The 17,450-nt window shown below is 70.5% G+C and carries 11 protein-coding genes and 3 pseudogenes (1 of these 14 only partly in view); 2 read left to right on the top strand and 12 right to left on the bottom strand.

What is annotated here, in order from left to right; translation table 11 throughout:
- From RWE79_RS29000 to RWE79_RS28980, 5 genes and pseudogenes are all read right to left on the bottom strand, one after another.
- A protein-coding gene (locus RWE79_RS29000) for a ribonuclease J (protein WP_475943015.1) crosses the window boundary here: on the bottom strand, positions 1-1,585 show its 5' portion. 101 nt of this gene lie to the left of the window's left edge; only the first 1,585 of its 1,686 coding nucleotides appear in the window; it begins with the start codon at positions 1,583-1,585; the stop codon falls past the left edge of the window.
- A gap of 114 nt (positions 1,586-1,699) precedes the next feature.
- Positions 1,700-2,599, bottom strand: a complete 900-nt coding sequence (dapA, locus tag RWE79_RS28995) for a 4-hydroxy-tetrahydrodipicolinate synthase (RefSeq protein WP_475943014.1) — start codon at positions 2,597-2,599, stop codon at positions 1,700-1,702.
- Positions 2,600-2,790: 191 nt separating this feature from the next.
- A pseudogene (gene thyX / locus RWE79_RS28990) lies at positions 2,791-3,240 on the bottom strand (FAD-dependent thymidylate synthase); the annotation flags it as partial.
- A gap of 3 nt (positions 3,241-3,243) precedes the next feature.
- Positions 3,244-4,170: pseudogene (locus RWE79_RS28985) on the bottom strand (HNH endonuclease); the annotation flags it as partial.
- Positions 4,150-4,437: pseudogene (locus tag RWE79_RS28980) on the bottom strand (FAD-dependent thymidylate synthase); the annotation flags it as partial. The pseudogenes RWE79_RS28980 and RWE79_RS28985, both read right to left, overlap by 21 nt.
- Before the next feature lie 182 nt (positions 4,438-4,619).
- Between RWE79_RS28980 and RWE79_RS28975 the strand changes: the two are divergent.
- Positions 4,620-5,150, top strand: coding sequence for a hypothetical protein (locus RWE79_RS28975; protein WP_475943013.1), 531 nt, complete (start codon positions 4,620-4,622; stop codon positions 5,148-5,150).
- Positions 5,151-5,178: 28 nt separating this feature from the next.
- Here the strand turns inward: RWE79_RS28975 and RWE79_RS28970 are convergent, their stop codons facing one another.
- From RWE79_RS28970 to eccD, 6 genes are all read right to left on the bottom strand, one after another.
- Positions 5,179-5,646: a hypothetical protein gene (locus RWE79_RS28970; protein WP_475943012.1), complete on the bottom strand. Its 468-nt coding sequence runs from the start codon at positions 5,644-5,646 to the stop codon at positions 5,179-5,181.
- 14 nt (positions 5,647-5,660) lie between these two features.
- The gene (dapB, locus tag RWE79_RS28965) at positions 5,661-6,416 is read right to left on the bottom strand and encodes a 4-hydroxy-tetrahydrodipicolinate reductase (protein ID WP_475943011.1); all 756 of its coding nucleotides are present in this window, start codon (positions 6,414-6,416) and stop codon (positions 5,661-5,663) included.
- Between the two features lie 50 nt (positions 6,417-6,466).
- Complete coding sequence (locus tag RWE79_RS28960) at positions 6,467-7,846, bottom strand: M16 family metallopeptidase (RefSeq protein WP_475943010.1); 1,380 nt, start codon at positions 7,844-7,846, stop codon at positions 6,467-6,469.
- A complete protein-coding gene (locus tag RWE79_RS28955) occupies positions 7,843-10,062 on the bottom strand; it encodes a polyribonucleotide nucleotidyltransferase (RefSeq protein WP_475943009.1) in 2,220 nt (739 codons plus the stop codon). The genes RWE79_RS28960 and RWE79_RS28955 overlap by 4 nt, the downstream gene beginning before the upstream one ends.
- A gap of 294 nt (positions 10,063-10,356) precedes the next feature.
- Positions 10,357-10,644, bottom strand: a complete 288-nt coding sequence (gene rpsO, locus RWE79_RS28950; RefSeq protein ID WP_329311744.1) for a 30S ribosomal protein S15 — start codon at positions 10,642-10,644, stop codon at positions 10,357-10,359.
- A gap of 206 nt (positions 10,645-10,850) precedes the next feature.
- Positions 10,851-12,329 (bottom strand): type VII secretion integral membrane protein EccD, encoded by a 1,479-nt coding sequence (gene eccD / locus RWE79_RS28945; RefSeq protein ID WP_475946173.1) that lies wholly within the window; start codon positions 12,327-12,329, stop codon positions 10,851-10,853.
- A 386-nt stretch (positions 12,330-12,715) separates the two neighbouring features.
- Here eccD and eccCa point away from each other — a divergent pair, with 386 nt between their 5' ends.
- Positions 12,716-16,660 carry a type VII secretion protein EccCa gene (eccCa, locus tag RWE79_RS28940; protein WP_475943008.1) on the top strand — a complete coding sequence of 1,315 codons (3,945 nt, stop codon included), beginning with the start codon at positions 12,716-12,718 and terminating at the stop codon, positions 16,658-16,660.
- Between the two features lie 70 nt (positions 16,661-16,730).
- Here the strand turns inward: eccCa and RWE79_RS28935 are convergent, their stop codons facing one another.
- A complete protein-coding gene (locus RWE79_RS28935) occupies positions 16,731-17,417 on the bottom strand; it encodes a WXG100 family type VII secretion target (RefSeq protein WP_475943007.1) in 687 nt (228 codons plus the stop codon).
- Between the last annotated feature and the right edge of the window lie 33 nt (positions 17,418-17,450).

The following is a 17,450-nucleotide window of genomic DNA, read 5'->3' as shown; positions in this document are numbered from 1 at the left end:
CTTCGGCGACGCCGTCCGCAGCCGCCCTGGCCAGGGATTCCTCGACCTTCGGGAGGACGGCGGCGAAGGCCTCGTCCTCGATTCCGGAGCCCCTGGCGTGGATGAAGGGCCCGCCGATGAGCTTGCCGGAGCTGCTGTCGACGACGACGGTGACAGAGACGATGCCCTCTTCGCCGAGGATGCGGCGGTCCTTGAGGGAGGTCTCGGTGACGTCGCCGACGGAGAGGCCGTCGACATAGACGTATCCGGCCTGGACCTTGCCCACGACCTTGGCCACTCCACCGACGAGGTCGACGACGACGCCGTCCTCGGCGATGACGCAGCGGTTCTTCGGGACACCGGTCAGCTGGCCCAGCTCGGCGTTGGCGCGCAGGTGACGCCATTCACCGTGAACCGGCATGAGGTTCTTGGGCTTGCAGATGTTGTAGAAGTACAGCAGTTCGCCGGCTGAGGCGTGGCCCGAGACGTGGACCTTGGCATTGCCCTTGTGGACGACGGTGGCGCCCCACCGGGTGAGGCCGTTGATCACGCGGTAGACCGCGGTCTCGTTGCCGGGGATCAGCGAGGAGGCCAGGACCACCGTGTCGCCCTCGACGATGCGGATCTGGTGGTCACGGTTGGCCATCCGGGACAGGGCGGCCATGGGCTCGCCCTGGGATCCGGTGCAGACCAGCACGACCTTGTCGTCCGGGAGGTCGTCGAGGACCTTGACGTCGACGATGAGGCCGGCCGGCACCTTCAGATAGCCGAGGTCGCGGGCGATGCCCATGTTCCTGACCATGGAGCGGCCGACGAAGGCGACCTTGCGGCCACGCTCGTGGGCCGCGTCCAGCACCTGCTGGATGCGGTGGATGTGGCTGGCGAAGCTGGCCAGGATGATGCGCTTGTCGGCCCTGGTGAAGACCTGCCGGAGCACGGACGAGATATCCCGCTCGGCCCCGACGAAGCCGGGGACCTCGGCGTTGGTGGAGTCCGAGAGCAGCAGGTCGATGCCCTCCTCGCCGAGCCGCGCGAAGGCGGGCAGGTCGGTGAGGCGGCCGTCCAGCGGCAGCTGGTCCATCTTGAAGTCGCCGGTGTGCACGACCATGCCGGCCGGGGTGCGGATGGCTACGGCCAGCGCGTCCGGGATGGAGTGGTTGACGGCGACGAACTCGCAGTCGAAGGGGCCGATGCGCTCGCGCTGGCCTTCGAGGACCTCCAGCGTGTACGGCCGGATGCGGTGCTCCTGGAGCTTGGCCTCGATGAACGCGAGGGTGAGCTTGGAGCCGATCAGCGGGATGTCGGCCTTCTCGCGGAGCAGGAAGGGGACGGCGCCGATGTGGTCCTCGTGGCCGTGGGTCAGGACGATGCCGACGACGTCGTCGAGACGGTCCCTGATCGAGGTGAAGTCCGGAAGGATGAGGTCGATTCCGGGCTGGTCCACTTCGGGGAAGAGGACGCCGCAGTCGACGATCAGCAGCTTCCCGCCGAACTCGAAGACGGTCATGTTGCGGCCGATCTCCCCGAGACCGCCGAGCGGGGTGATACGGAGACCCCCCTCGGAAAGAGGCGGGGGCGGGCCGAGCTCAGGGTGCGGATGGCTCAAAAGTTTCTCCTCGCCACGCGCGCCACATGCCCGTCGTGGGCACATGGCGCGCGCGATATCGTGCGATTCATCTGGTTACGTTCGGTTTTCTGTATTCAATTGTGAAGTCTGTTGTTAGAGCTGTACCCCACCGGCGGCCAGATCCTGCTTCAGCTGTGCGGTCTCGTCGTCGGTGAGTTCCACCAGCGGCAGGCGCAGCGGGCCGGCGGGCAGTCCCTGGAGAGCCAGGGCGGCCTTGGTGGTCATGACGCCCTGGGTGCGGAACATCCCGGTGTAGACGGGCAGCAGCTGCTGGTGGATCTCGGCCGCCTTGACCACGTCGCCCGCGAGGTGCGCCTCCAGCAGGGCGCGCAGCTCGGGTGAGACGACATGGCCGACGACGGAGACGAAGCCGACGGCGCCGATCGAGAGCAGCGGCAGGTTGAGCATGTCGTCGCCGGAGTACCAGGCGAGGCCGCTGCGGCCTATGGCCCAGCTCGCGGCGCCGAGGTCGCCCTTGGCGTCCTTGTTGGCGACGATGCGGGGGTGCTCGGCCAGCCTGACCAGGGTCTCGGTCGCGATCGGGACGCCGCTGCGGCCGGGGATGTCGTAGAGCATGACCGGCAGGGCGGTGGCGTCGGCGATGGTGGTGAAGTGCCGGTACAGGCCCTCCTGCGGGGGCTTGCTGTAGTACGGCGTCACGGTGAGCAGACCGTGGGCTCCGGCCCGCTCGGCCTGCCGGGCGAGCTCGACGCTGTGGCGGGTGTCGTTGGTTCCGACTCCGGCCACCACGAAGGCGCGGTCGCCGACGGCCTCCAGTACGGCTCGTACGAGCTGGTCTTTCTCCACGTCGCTGGTGGTGGGCGACTCGCCGGTGGTGCCGTTGACGACCAGGCCGTCGTTGCCCGCTGCCACCAGGTGGGCGGCGAGCCGCTGCGCGCCGTCGAGGTCGAGATCGCCGTCCGCGGTGAACGGTGTGACCATTGCGGTCAGGACCCGCCCGAAGGGGGTCTGCGGAGTGGAGGTCGGAGCCATGGGTCCAACGCTACTCGGTAGGAGTGGGGACATCTTCCCCCGGGATGCCCCTGGGACCTGCGAAGAGGACTCCGGCGCTGCCTGCTCGGGGGTTCAAGCAGCACCGGAATCCGTTTCTGCAGCTTAGATGAAGGTTACATAAGCACGCAATCGGAACTTTTCGGACAACGGTCTGCCCGGGTGGTCTCCGGCTACGGCGCGACCCGGCCATTGGCGTTGAAGGCGGCGTGCGTCAGGGGCATGAGCTTCGCCCAGTGCTCTTCCATCTTCTCGGCGACCATCGCGATCTCCCGCTGCGGGAAGGATGGAACGGTGGCCCGCTCGTCCTGGGTCCGCAGGGACAGGAAATGCATCAGTGAGCGGGAGTTGCAGGTCGCGTACATGGACGAGAACAGCCCGACCGGCAGGGTCGCCCGGGCCACCTCACGGGCCACGCCCGCCGCCAGCATGTCCTGGTACGCCGCGTAGGACTGCCGGTAGGAGCTCTCCATGGCCTCGGACACCGCCCGGTACTGCTCGGGTGTGCCGTCGACGAACTCGTACTTGCCGGGGCGGCCCTGCTGCACCAGCTTGCGGTCCTCGCCGGGGATGTAGAAGACCGGCTGGAGCTCCCGGTACCTGCCCGACTCCTCGTTGTACGAATTGTGTACGACGATCCCGTTGGCGAGGAAGTTGTGCCACGGGCCTTCCACCGAGAGGTCGTAGGTCATCTCCTCGCCGTCCTCGTCGATGGAGACGATCGTCTCCGGCACGGCGACGGCGAGACTGCCCTCACGCAGCGCGAGGGCCTGCTCCTCGGCGCTCTTCCTGGTGTGGCAGTCCTCGCACGCGGGGGCGAGGTTGCTCTCGTCGAGGGCACGGTTCAGATCCGCCGCCACCGGGACCCGGTGATCCAGGGCGAGGGCCTCCCTCGGGAACGTCCCGGAACAGATGTGACAGGTGTCGGTCTCGGCGATCAGCCGGTCACGCCGCATGGACGTCCAGACGCCGATGCCACGGTGCAGGCCGGGAGGCACGACTTCACCGGAAGGACCGGAGGCCGTCCCCGCGCCCAGCACGGCGTCCCCGACGGCCAGCTCTCCTGCCTTGGCCCATCCCTGCGGGGTGAGGACGGCATGGTCCACGGAGCACCTGAGTACCCGGCCCTTCGCCGTCGTCAGCCTGATGAGCGGCTTGACGCCCGATTCGATGACGTCGACGATGGCCGCCCGCTGGGCCAGCAGGGTCTCCTCGTCGTAGCAGCGGACGCGGCTGCGACGCACGGACTCCAGCTTCGGCAGACGGGTGCCGGGATGCCGCTCACGGAACTCGGCCACCGCGCTCTCCGCGGCCTCCCGGCTCTCGTACAGCCCCAGATAGTGGTTCTCGTCCTCCTGGCGTACCTGACCCGTCCACTTTCCGGCCGCGGCGTTCCAGGTCACGCCCCCGGCGGAGGCCGGGAGCCGGTCCGCGTCCCCGAAGTGCCAGTGCTGGTACAGCTCCTCGATCGTCAGGGTGCGCGGGCTGCCGGCCTCGCTCTCCAGGGTGATTTCGGTGTCCCCGGCGAGACACCAGCCCGCACGGTGGCGCATGAACTCACGGAAGACGAAGATCGGGGCGCTGACGAAGAAGGTCATCGAGTTGTGCTCGAAGGGGCTGCCGTGGCGGTCCCGCATCAGGTAGTTGATCAGACCCTTCGAGCGCTCGGGGTCCTTGCTCAGCTCCTCCAGGGACTGTTCTCCGGCCGTGGACACACGTGCCGCCCACAGCACGTCCGAGTCCGCGGCGCTGTTCTTGACCAGCTCGACGGTCACATCGCCGCGGAAGTGCACAGCGGTCTCGGCGGTGGTGTCGGTCACCGGAGGTCCTTTCCTCTGGAACAAGCTCGGGGCGGCGCCAAGCCTAGGGCCTGCCACGGACAACGCCGACATCGCCGCACATGGCGCAAATCACCACCGCGGGGATGCCGGTGGTGGCCTTGGCCACAGCTGCCGGATAGCCTCCCGGTCAGAGTGACCCCTGCCCCGATAGGACCTGAGCCGTGTCTCTGCCCTTTCTCGCCGCGGACGGCGACCACGACGACGCCCTCCCCCATGCCGCACGGGACACCTGGATGCGTACGTACCGTCCGGGGCCGCTGCGGGTGGCACTGGCCGCGATGATGCTGGTGTTCGTGGCGTACCTGCTGGTGGCGGCCGGGATCATGGGCATCGCCGGCAACGGCGGCGGAGCCGGGACGTGCCTGGTGATCGCGGCGGCGATGATCGTGACCGCGCTGCGGATACTGCGGGTGGGCTTCTGGGTGAGCGGCCGCGGGCTGCGGCAGGTCGGGCTGTTCTACACGGTCACACTGCCGTGGGACCAGGTCGGCTCGGTGCGCACGGCGCAGCAGCCGGTGAAGGTGCTGGGGCTGCCCAGGACGGTGATGGGACAGGCCCTGGTGGTGACGCGGGCCGGCGGAGCGCAGCTGCGGCCGCTGCTGACCGACCACAACGCGGACTTCTGGCACCGTACGGAGGCGTTCGACATGGCGGCCGACGCCATAGAGGCGTGGGCCGCCGCACTGCGCTAGCGCTGGTGCGGTGACCGCGTCGGTGCCCTCAGTCGCCGGACGGGCCGGGAGAACCGGTCCGGCCGTCGTGCAGGGCGATGGCGCGCTGCATGGCCTTACGGGCGCGAGGGGTGTCGCGGGCGTCGAAGTAGGCGACGGCGAGGCGGAACCAGGTCCGCCAGTCGTCGGGGGCGGCCTCGGTCTCGGCCCGGCGTCGGGCGAAGGCGGCGTCCGCCGAGTCGCGGTCGACCCGCCCGGAGGGGGTGCGGACCAGCTCGTCGACGGGCAGGCCGCCCTCGACCTCCAGTTCCTTGGCGAGCCGGTCGGCGTTGCGCGCGAAGGCCGTGGTCTGCCAGAGGAACCACAGGCCCAGCAGCGGCAGCACCAGGACGGCGACGCCGAGGGTCACCGTGACCGCGCGGCCGTCCTCGATGAGCCAGACGCCCCGGCTGCCGACCAGGAGGAAGTAGACGACGAGGACCGCCGCCAGGACGAAGTACGTGATTTTCGCGCGCATGCAGCTCAGTCCTGTCAGTCCAGGTCCATGAAGTGTTCGAGGCCGAAGGTCAGCCCCGGCGTGGAGACGACGCGCCGTACGCCCAGCAGCACGCCCGGCATGAAGGACGAGCGGTTCATCGAGTCGTGGCGCAGGGTGAGGACCTCGCCGGCGTCGCCGAACAGGACCTCCTGGTGGGCGATGAGCCCGCGCAGCCGTACCGCGTGCACCGGGACGCCGTCGACGTCGGCGCCACGGGCGCCGTCCAGTGCGGTGCTGGTGGCGTCCGGCTGGTCGCCGAGACCGGCGGCGCGGCGGGCGCCCGCGATGAGCTGGGCGGTGCGTACGGCGGTGCCGCTGGGGGCGTCGGCCTTGTCCGGGTGGTGGAGTTCGACGACCTCGACGGACTCGTAGAACCGGGCGGCCTGCTGTGCGAACCGCATGGTCAGGACGGCGCCGATGCCGAAGTTGGGGGCGATGAGCACCCCCGTGCCGGGTGCGTCGGCGAGCAGGCCCTCCAGGGTCGCCAGGCGCTCGTCGGTCCAGCCGGTGGTGCCGACGACGGCGTGGATGCCGTGCCGGACGCAGAAGTCGAGGTTCCCCATGACGGCGCCGGGGTTGGTCAGCTCGATCGCGACCTGGGCGCCGGCCTCGGTCAGCGCCTCCAGCTTGTCGCCGCTGCCGATGGCGGCGGCCAGTTCCAGGTCGGGGGCGGCCTCGACGGCCTTGACCGCCTCGGAGCCCATACGGCCACGGGCTCCGATGACCGCCACGCGAAGCGGAGTGCTCACGGGGTCCTCGCTTTCTGCTGTGTCCTCGGTCGCCGGCCGGGCCGGACCCTTCAGGCGACCGCTTCGGTCAGGCGCGCGGCCTGCTTGTCCTTGAGCGGGCCGATGACGGCCAGCGAGGGGCGCTGTCCCAGTACATCGCGGGCGACCGCCCGCACCTCCTCCGGGGTGACGGCGGCGATCCGTTCCAGGGTGGTGTCCACCGACATCTGCTCGCCCCAGCACAGCTCGCTCTTGCCGATCCGGTTCATCAGCGCGCCGGAGTCCTCCAGGCTCAGCACCGTGGAGCCGGAGAACTGGCCGATGGCGCGGCTGAGTTCCTCGTCGCTCAGGCCGTGCTCGACGACCTGGTCGAGCTCCTCGCGGCAGATCTTGAGGACCTCGTGGACCCGCTTGGGCTGGCAGCCCGCGTAGATCCCGAAGAGGCCGCTGTCGGCGAAGGACGAGGTGTACGAGTACACGCTGTACGCCAGTCCGCGCTTCTCGCGGACCTCCTGGAACAGCCGGGAGCTCATCCCGCCGCCGAGGGCGGTGTTGAGCACGCCCAGCGCCCAGCGACGGTCGTCGTGCCGGGACAGGCCGGGCATGCCGAGCACCACATGGGCCTGCTCGGTACGGCGGTCCACCAGCTCGACGCGGCCGTTGCCGCGCAGCGTACGGGTGCCGGTGCGCGGCGGCACCGGCACGGCGTCGGGGTCGCGCAGGGCCCCGGCGTCCTCGAAGGCCTGGTGGACCTGGCGGACGACGGTGTCGTGGTCGATGTTGCCGGCGGCGGCCACCACGAGCCGGGTCGGGTCGTAGTGCCTGCGGTAGAAGCGGGCGACCTGGTCGCGGGTGAGGGCGTTGATGGTCTCGACGGTGCCCAGGACCGGGCGGCCCAGCGGGGAGTCGCCGAGCATCGCGGTGGCGAACAGGTCGTGGACCTGGTCGCCGGGGTCGTCCTCGGTCATGGCGATCTCTTCGAGGACGACGCCGCGCTCGGCGTCGATGTCCTCCTGGCGGATCAGCGAGCCGGTGAGCATGTCACTGACGACGTCGATGGCCAGCGGCAGGTCGCGGTCCAGGACACGTGCGTAGTAGCAGGTGTACTCCTTGGCGGTGAAGGCGTTCATCTCGCCGCCGACGGCGTCGATCACCGAGGAGATCTCCAGGGCGCTGCGCCGCTTGGTGCCCTTGAAGAGCAGGTGCTCCAGGTAGTGGGTGGCGCCGTTGAGGGTCGGGGTCTCGTCGCGGGAACCGACGCCGACCCAGATGCCGAAGGTCGCGGAGCGCATGGTGGGCTGGGTGTCGGTGATGACGCGCAGGCCGCCGGGCAGCACGCTGCGCCGTACGGTGCCGATGCCGTCGACGGTGCCGGGCAGCAGGGTCTGCGTGCGGACGGCCCGCCCCTTGGTGGAGGGGCGGGCCGTCGCACGGGTGGTGCGTGAGGTCACGAGCTCTGCTCGTCCTGAGCGGCGTCCTTGTCGTCTTCACCCTCGACGACCGGGATCAGCGAGAGCTTGCCGCGCTGGTCGATCTCGGCGATCTCGACCTGGACCTTGGAGCCCACGGCGAGGACGTCCTCGACGTTCTCGACCCGCTTGCCGCCGGCCAGCTTGCGGATCTGCGAGATGTGCAGCAGACCGTCCTTGCCCGGGAGCAGGGAGACGAAGGCACCGAAGGTCGTGGTCTTGACGACCGTGCCCAGGTAACGCTCGCCGACCTCGGGCATCGTCGGGTTGGCGATGCCGTTGATCGTGGCGCGCGCGGCCTCGGCGGCCGGGCCGTCGGCGGCACCGATGTAGATGGTGCCGTCGTCCTCGATGGTGATGTCGGCGCCGGTGTCCTCCTGGATCTGGTTGATCATCTTGCCCTTGGGGCCGATGACCTCACCGATCTTGTCCACCGGGATCTTGATGGTGATGATGCGCGGCGCGTTGGGGGACATCTCGTCCGGGGAGTCGATGGCCTCCATCATCACGTCGAGGATGTGCAGACGGGCGTCGCGGGCCTGCTTGAGGGCCGCGGCCAGGACCGACGCGGGGATGCCGTCGAGCTTGGTGTCCAGCTGCAGGGCGGTGACGAAGCCCTTGGTGCCGGCGACCTTGAAGTCCATGTCGCCGAACGCGTCCTCGGCGCCGAGGATGTCGGTCAGCGCCACGTAGTGCGTCTGGCCGTCGATCTCCTGGGAGATCAGGCCCATGGCGATACCGGCGACGGGGGCCTTGAGCGGCACACCGGCGTTCAGCAGCGACATGGTGGAGGCGCACACCGAGCCCATGGACGTCGAGCCGTTGGAGCCCAGCGCCTCGGAGACCTGGCGGATCGCGTAGGGGAACTCCTCGCGGGTCGGCAGCACCGGCAGCAGGGCACGCTCGGCGAGCGCGCCGTGGCCGATCTCGCGGCGCTTGGGCGAGCCCACGCGGCCGGTCTCACCGACGGAGTACGGCGGGAAGTTGTAGTTGTGCATGTAGCGCTTGCGGGTCTCGGGCGCCAGGGTGTCGAGCTGCTGCTCCATGCGGAGCATGTTGAGGGTGGTGACGCCCAGGATCTGGGTCTCGCCACGCTCGAACAGCGCGGAACCGTGCACGCGCGGGATGGCCTCGACCTCGGCGGCGAGCGTACGGATGTCCGTGACGCCGCGGCCGTCGATGCGGACCTTGTCCTTGATGACGCGCTCACGGACCAGCTTCTTGGTCAGCGAGCGGTACGCGGCGGAGATCTCCTTCTCGCGGCCCTCGAACTGCGGGAGGAGCTTCTCGGCGGCGAGCGCCTTGACGCGGTCCAGTTCGGCCTCGCGGGCCTGCTTGCCGGCGATGGTCAGCGCCTGGGCGAGCTCGTCGGTGACGGCGGACTGCAGCGCCTCGAAGACGTCGTCCTGGTAGTCCAGGAAGACCGGGAACTCGCCGGTCGGCTTGGCGGCCTTGGCGGCGAGGTCGGCCTGCGCGCGGCACAGGACCTTGATGAACGGCTTGGAGGCGTCGAGGCCGGCGGCCACGACCTCCTCGGTCGGCGCCTCGGCGCCGCCCTCGACGAGCGCGATCGTCTTGGTCGTGGCCTCGGCCTCGACCATCATGATCGCGACATCGCCGTCGTCCAGCACACGGCCGGCGACGACCATGTCGAAGACCGCGTTCTCCAGCTCGGAGTGGGTCGGGAACGCCACCCACTGGCCGTTGATCAGCGCGACGCGGACGCCGCCGATCGGGCCGGAGAACGGCAGACCCGCGAGCTGGGTCGAGGCGGACGCGGCGTTGATCGCGACCACGTCGTACAGGTGGTCCGGGTTGAGCGCCATGATCGTGGCGACGACCTGGATCTCGTTGCGCAGGCCCTTCTTGAAGGACGGGCGCAGCGGGCGGTCGATCAGCCGACAGGTGAGGATCGCGTCCTCGGACGGGCGGCCCTCGCGGCGGAAGAACGAACCGGGGATCCGGCCGGCCGCGTACATGCGCTCCTCGACGTCCACCGTGAGGGGGAAGAAGTCGAGCTGGTCCTTGGGGTTCTTGGATGCGGTGGTGGCCGACAGCACCATGGTGTCGTCGTCCAGGTAGGCCACGGCGGAGCCGGCGGCCTGACGGGCCAGACGGCCCGTCTCGAAGCGGATCGTGCGGGTGCCGAAGGTACCGTTGTCGATCACGGCTTCGGCGTAGTGGGTCTCGTTCTCCACTATGGGGTTTCTCCTCGTTCGTGTCCTCGCGGGCGTTTCCCGCGGGACCGTCGGTTGGAGGGGCGTCCTGCCGGGCCGGTCTTCGATCGAAGCCTCCGGGATGCTTGCCCGGGGGCCACTACCGAGGACCGGCTCGTATGGCGGCAGGAGGACGCTCCTCCTGTGCGTTGTCGCGTTGTGCCACCAGCCTACAAAGCTTCCGCACATGTCACGCGTCGTGCGGGGCCCGGGCCGGTGTCCTTACGTACGCGAAGGGAGCGGCTCCCGGAGGGGAACCGCTCCCTTCATGGCGTCTTAGCGGGCACCCGCCGCGCCGCGGCGGATGCCGAGGCGCTCCACGAGGGCACGGAAGCGCTGGATGTCCTTCTTGGCCAGGTACTGCAGCAGACGGCGGCGCTGGCCGACCAGGATCAGCAGACCACGACGGGAGTGGTGGTCGTGCTTGTGGGTCTTGAGGTGCTCGGTCAGGTCCGAGATGCGGCGGGAAAGCATGGCGACCTGGACCTCGGGGGAGCCGGTGTCGCCCTCCTTCTGGCCGAACTCGGCGATGATCTGCTTCTTCGTCGCGATGTCGAGCGGCATACGGACTCCTCGGTGTCTGGGTGCTTCCGAGCGCCCCTGGTCTAGGTCACAGGGGAACTTCGACGACTCTGGAAGCGGGGTGGCGCACATGTGCGTGAGCACAGGCGACCGGTCACAGGTTACCACCTGTGACCGGCATGCCTTACCGCGTTGCGCGGCCCGCGGCCGAGCAGGTCCGCAGTCGCCGGACGCGCCGGAAAACAGCGCTAGCTGGTCATGCCGCGGGCCATGGAGTACACGTCCAGGACCGCGAGCACCAGCGGGATGAGCGAGAGCAGCACGGTGGCGTCGAAGACGTCGAGGATACGTCCCCAGAAGGGGGAGACCCCCTTGCTGGGGACGATCAGGCCGACGGCCACGAGGAGCGCGGCACCGATGGCGATGCTGCCGGCGAACCAGACGATCCGGATGTCGAGCTGGGCGCCGTCGCCCTGGAGGAAGGCGAGCAGCGCGTCGGAGGGCGGGTTCAGGGCCAGCCCGAGGATCAGCCCCATGATGGTGAGGATGCCGGCCACCAGCAGGCACACGACCTGCGAGGTGTAGTGGAACAGCCGGGCCCGCAGCATGGTGGCGACACCGGCGGCCAGCGCCAGGGCCTGCGCCCAGTGGTTGTCGGAGAAGCCGAGGACGACGCCGGCGGAGGCCGTCACGACGGCGGCGCAGCCGGCGACCAGGCCGAGGAGCAGTTCGTGGCCGCGTCGGGCCTGGGCGCCGATGCGGTCGAAGTCGACGGACTCCTCCTCGGGCATCGCGCGGTTGCCGCGGTCCGGGCCGTTGCCCCAGTCGCGGCCCTTGGCGATCTGGTCGGGCGAGCGGAAGCCGATGGGCAGCCGGGCGAAGCGCGCGGACAGCGAGGGCAGCCAGGCGACCACCGCGATCGCGGCGACGGCGGTGACGGCGGCGACCTCGCTGACGGCGGCGTCGGTCAGGACGGCGGCGAAGGTGGCCAGGGTGCCGGTCACGGCGAGGAAGGAGGTGGCCACGAAGGGCGCGTCCCCGCGCGGCAGCAGGCCGACCAGGAGGATCGAGGCGATCAGTACGACGACGCAGCCGACCAGGAAGTGCAGCCGCCCCGGTCCCTCGCCCCGGTCGACGGGGAAGACGCCGGAGCCGGCGAGCAGCAGGTGCGGCAGGGCGGCCAGGCCCAGGGCGATCGAGGAGGCGCGGTCGTCGTAGACCCGGGCCCGTACGCCGGCCAGCGCGACCAGCAGGACGCCGGTGGCGCCGGCGATGATGCCCTGGAGGCTGTTCATGTCGCGCCGGACCGGGTCGGCGAACCACAGCGCGAACGCCATCATGACCAGCAGCAGTACGCCGGCGGTGAGGCCGGCGCCCCGCATCAGCTCGTCGCTCCAACGGCGGCGGTCGCGGCTCACCGCGGAGGCGATGGCGTCGGACACGTCGTCGTAGACCGCCGACGGCAGTGACTCGGCGAACGGGCGCAGCAGCAGCAGGTCGCCGTCGAGGATGCGCTGCTCGGCGAGGGAGCGGCCGGCGTCCAGGACGGTGCCGTCGCGGCGCACCAGGTGATAGCCGGTCGGGGCGCCTTCGGACTGGGACTGGCCGGAGAGGCGCAGGATCTCCGGGTAGAGATCGACGAGTGCGACGTCCTCGGGCAGGGCGACGTCGATACGTGCTTCCGGCGCGGCGACTGTGACCCTGCAGAAGCCGGTCGCTGCGGTCATGCTCACCTGGAGGTTCCCCCGTCGTCCGGTGTGGTGGTTGGCTGGTGCGGCGTCCGGCACGGTGGTCCGCCGGCGGGGGTGAACTCCCGGAAGTGGAACGCTTCCTGAGGCTCCGCCCGTTCTGCGGCCGATCGCGTCGTATGCCCCGGGCCGTCCGGACCGTGGTGCGCCGGGCGGGCCCTGGCCGCCTTCGGCTGCGTGGGCAGCGAGGTGGCGGCGGTGCGTTAGCGTACCGCTGGTTTCTCACTTGCCCCACCCGGCCCTTGGGTTGACGCCTGTCAGTAGGATCGTCGCCAGCGCCAACGGCAAGTGAATTGGCCGGGGGGACCGTCAATAAACGGGGGCGGTCCTATTCTCTGCGATCTGCGTGAAGGACTGGTGCCTCGGTGAGCGTTGTCATCGTCAAGCGCCCGCCTCGGGCTCTGCCGCCCGATGTCAGCGGCGAGGAGGTACGCCTCGAACCGCCGCCGGAGCTGCCGCGCCAGGAGGACCAGGGACTCCTGATGAACCTGCTGCCCATGCTGGGTATGGGCAGTTCGGCGGCGTTCTTCTTCATCGGCGGGCAACCGTTCATGAAGATCATGGGTGGTCTGATGGTCGCCTCGACGCTGGCCATGGCCATCGCCCAGATCATCAAGGCCCGGCAGGGGCCTTCGGGGCAGATGGCCCAGGAACGCACCGACTACCTCAAGTACCTGTCGCAGACCCGCCGTCAGATCCGGCGTACCGCGCGCAAGCAGCGTGACGCGCAGTTCTTCCAGCACCCCAGCCCCGACCAGTTGTGGTCGGTGGTGGCCGAGGGCCGCCGGGTGTGGGAACGGCGGGCGACCGATGGAGATTTCGCGCAGGTCCGGCTGGGGCTGGGCCCGCAGCAGCTGGCGACGCCCCTGGCGGCCCCCGAGACCGCTCCGGTGGACGAGCTGGAGCCGCTGACCGCGCACGCGATGAAGCAGTTCCTGTCCTCGCACGGTTCGATCGAGAACCTGCCGCTGGCGGTGTCGCTGCGCGCCTTCTACCACCTGACGCTCTCCGGCGACCCGGAGACCGTGTACGGCGCCTCGCGGGCGATGATCGCCCAGCTGGTCGCCCTGCACTCCCCCGAGGACCTGATGGTCGCGGTGGTCGCCGCCCCGGGCGCGCTCCCGGAGTGGGAGTGGATCAAGTGGCTGCCGCACGCGCAGGACACCACGCACGACGGGGCGGGCACGCGCCGGCTGGTCGTCGGTGACCTGGGCGAGGTCGAGGACCTGCTGGCCGACATCCTGGACGGCCGGGGCCGCTTCAACACCGCGGCCGCGCCGGTGCTGGACGTGCCGCACCTGGTGGTCGTGCTCGACGGCGGCGGGGTGCCGGAGGACTCGGTCATCGCCGGCGCCGAGGGACTGCAGGGCGTCACGATCATGGAGGTCGTCCCCGGCGACCTGGACGAGATGCGCAGCAGCCTGGCGGTCGAGGTGTACCCGGGCCGGCTGCGCCTGGAGTCCGCGAACGGCGCTGTCTACACCGGCGTTCCGGACGTGCTGTCGGTCGCCGAGGCCGAGGCCCTGGCCCGTCAGCTGGCACCGCTGCGGATGGGTTCGGCGGACGGCGACGACCCGCTGCTGGGCAATCTGGACTTCACCGACCTGATGGGCATCGGCGACCCCGCCGCGGTGGACGTCTCCCGTACCTGGCGGCCGCGTTCGCTGCACGAGCGGCTGCGGGTGCCGATCGGTGTCGACAAGGACGGCCAGCCCGTCATGCTCGACATCAAGGAGGCCTCGCAGGAGGGCATGGGCCCGCACGGCCTGTGTGTCGGCGCCACCGGCTCCGGCAAGTCCGAGGTGCTCCGTACGCTGGTGCTCGCGCTGGCGGTGACGCACTCCTCGGAGACCCTCAACTTCATCCTCGCGGACTTCAAGGGCGGCGCGACCTTCGCCGGCATGTCCGAGATGCCGCACGTCGCCGCCGTCATCACCAACCTCTCCGACGACCTCACCATGGTCGACCGGATGCGCGACTCGATCACCGGTGAGCTGCAGCGCCGCCAGGAACTGCTGCGTACGGCGGGCAACTACGCCAACATCACCGACTACGAGAAGGCCCGTGCCGCCGGTGCCGCGCTGGAACCGCTGCCGTCGCTGGTGATGGTGCTGGACGAGTTCAGCGAACTGCTCACCGCACGGCCGGACTTCATCGAGATGTTCATCCAGATCGGCCGGATCGGCCGGTCCATGGGTGTGCACATGCTGCTCGCCTCGCAGCGCCTGGAGGAGGGCAAGCTGCGCGGCCTGGACACCTTCCTGTCCTACCGGCTGGGTCTGCGCACCTTCTCGGCGGCCGAGTCGCGGACCGCGATCGGCGTGCCGGACGCCTACCACCTGCCCAACGTGCCGGGTTCGGGCATCCTGAAGTACGACACCGAGACGATGGTGCAGTTCAAGGCCGCGTACGTCTCCGGCGCGTACCGTCCGGGCGGTGGCGGCAGCCGCAGCACGGGGGGCCGGCTGGACCGGCTGCCGGTGCCGTTCACGGCGGCGCCGGTCGAGATGCGGATGATCGAGGAGACGCAGGACCACGAGCCGGAGGTCCCGCAGACCGACGACGCGCTCGCCGACACGGTGCTCGACGTCATCGTCCAGCGCATGCAGGGCCAGGGCCCGCCGGCCCACCAGGTGTGGCTGCCGCCGCTGGACGAGTCGCCCACCGTCAACCAGCTGCTGCCCGCGCTGGCCGCCACCCCGGAGCGCGGCGCGCACGCGCCCGAGTACCCGCTGCTGGGCAAGCTGGTGGTACCGGTCGCGATCGTCGACAAGCCCTTCGAGCAGCGCCGGGACGTCATGTACCTGGACTTCTCGGGCTCGGCCGGTCACGGCCTGGTCGTCGGCGGTCCGCAGTCCGGAAAGTCGACGCTGATGCGCACGATGATCTCCGGCTTCGCGCTCACCCACACCCCGGTGGAAGTGCAGTTCTACTGCCTGGACTTCGGCGGCGGCGGCATGCTCGCCTTCGAGGGCCTGCCGCATGTGGGCGGAGTCGCCTCCCGGCTGGACGCGGAGAAGATCCGCCGTACGGTCGCCGAGGTCACCGGCATCCTCAACGCCCGCGAGGAGTTCTTCCGGGCCAACCACATCGACTCCATCAACACCTACCGCCAGCGGCGCGCCGCCGGGGCCTACCCCGACCAGGCGTGGGGCGACGTCTTCCTGGTCATCGACGGCTGGGGCACCTTCAAGACCGACTACGAGATGCTCGACGCGGTGATACTCGACATCGCCGCCCGCGGTCTCGGCTTCGGTATCCACCTGGTGATCGGCGCCTCCCGCTACACCGAGGTCCGGCCCGCCCTGCGCGACCAGCTCCTCAACCGCGTCGAGCTGCGCCTGGGCGACTCCATGGAGTCCGAGTTCGACCGCAAGAAGGCCGAGGCCGTCCCCGCCGGGGTGCCCGGCCGCGGCCTGTCGCCGGAGAAGCTCAACTTCCTGGGCGGCCTGCCCCGGCTGGACGGCGTCAGCGAGACCGACTCGCTGGGCGACGGCATGGCGCACCTGGTGTCGACCGTCGCCGAGCACTGGCAGGGCCCCCCGGCCCCGCCGGTCCGGATGCTGCCGACCCGGCTGCTCGTCAGCGAGCTGCCCAAGGGCAGCGACTTCCCGGAGCGCGGTGTCGCCTTCGGTGTCGACGAGACCACGCTGCAGCCCTCGTTCATCGACTTCGAGACCGACCCGCTGTTCATCGTCTACGGCGAGAGCGAGTCGGGCAAGTCGTCGGTGCTGCGGCTGCTCTCCAAGCAGATCGCGGAGCGTTACCCCAGCGACAAGGCGCTGTTCGTGGTCTCCGACTACCGGCGCGCGCTGCTCGGCGAGATCCCCGACAGCCATCTGTACAAGTACTGCGCCGCGGCGCCGTCACTGCAGGAGGTCATCACGGGGCTCGCGGGATCGATGGGCCGCCGTATGCCCGGCCCCGACGTCACGCCGGACCAGCTGCGCAACCGTTCCTGGTACGACCTGCCGGACGCCTTCATCATCGTCGACGACTACGACCTGGTGGCCACCAGCAGCGGCAACCCGCTCCATCCGCTGCTCGAATACCTGCCGTTCGCCCGCGACCTGGGCCTGCGCGTCATTCTGGCCCGCAGCTCGCAGGGTGCGTCCCGGTCCTCGTTCGAGCCGTTCATGCAGCGGATGAAGGAACTCGGCGCCCAGGCGCTCATCATGTCCGGTGACCCGCAGGAAGGGCCGCTGGTCGGCAGCACCAAGGCCGCCCGGCTGCCGCAGGGCCGCGGTCAGTTCGTGACCCGTAAGAAGGGGGCGCAGCTGGTGCAGACCGGCTGGCTGCCGACGAACTGACGATCCGTCACGCGAGCGTGAGGCGGTGGCGTTCCCGGGCCCTGGCCCGGGGGCGCCACCGCTTCCGCGTTCAGCCGAAGACTCCGTGGTCGGTGGGGGCGGGGGCGGCCGGTGCCGGGGCGGCGGCCGGGGCCGGGGCCGGGGCCGGGGCCGCCGGTGCCGGGGCGGCCGGGGTGCGGGCGCCGGCGGCGACGCCGAGGCCGCCGGCGGGCAGGTCCCGCCGGGGGGCGGAGGTGGCCACGGGGACGCCGATCACGCCGTTCGGGAGGTGCGAGCCCTCGGGGGCGGGCAGCGGGCCGGTGGGGGCCGCCTGACGGGCGCCGCGCTGCGGCCTGCGGCCCGCGCCGCCGAAGGTGGATCCGAGCTGGGCGCCTATCTGGCTCAGGGCGTTGGCGGCGAAGGCTATCCGGAGGACCAGCTGGGTGTCGTCGACCGCCGGAGCGGCCGCCTGCCGCGCGGGATCGGCGGGCTGGCCTTCGTGGTCCTCGTGGTACTGGTAGTCCTGGTGGTCCTGGTCGTCCATCCGGTCCGCCGCGTCGTCCAGCCCGGCCGCCGCGAGCTCGAAGACCGGCAGCGCCTCGTCCACGGACCCCTTCAGCCGCTGCCACTCGCCGCCGAAGGCCTCCGCGGCCGGCCCGTGCCAGTGGGTCTCCCGCACCTGACGGACCCGCCGGTCGAGATCGTGCGTGATCCCCTCCAGCTGCCTGCCCATCCCCCGCCAGCCCCTGGCCGCTTCCCGCAACGATTCCGCAGTCATCCCGCCACGCTCGCACGTCGGGCGGCGCGCGCG

It is taken from the genome of Streptomyces sp. RLA131 (genome assembly GCF_056270125.1).
Note: the sequence above shows the minus strand (reverse complement) of the source record. Positions and strands in the feature narration are given on the sequence as shown.

Excerpts from the sequence above, each read along its gene's own strand:
- eccD (WP_475946173.1), bottom strand. The coding sequence starts at position 12,329 with ATGACCGCAGCGACCGGCTTCTGCAGGGTCACAGTCGCCGCGCCGGAA.
- RWE79_RS28935 (WP_475943007.1), bottom strand. The coding sequence starts at position 17,417 with ATGACTGCGGAATCGTTGCGGGAAGCGGCCAGGGGCTGGCGGGGGATG.
- RWE79_RS28970 (WP_475943012.1), bottom strand. The coding sequence starts at position 5,646 with ATGCGCGCGAAAATCACGTACTTCGTCCTGGCGGCGGTCCTCGTCGTC.
- dapA (WP_475943014.1), bottom strand. The coding sequence starts at position 2,599 with ATGGCTCCGACCTCCACTCCGCAGACCCCCTTCGGGCGGGTCCTGACC.
- rpsO (WP_329311744.1), bottom strand. The coding sequence starts at position 10,644 with ATGCCGCTCGACATCGCGACGAAGAAGCAGATCATCGCCGAGTTCGGC.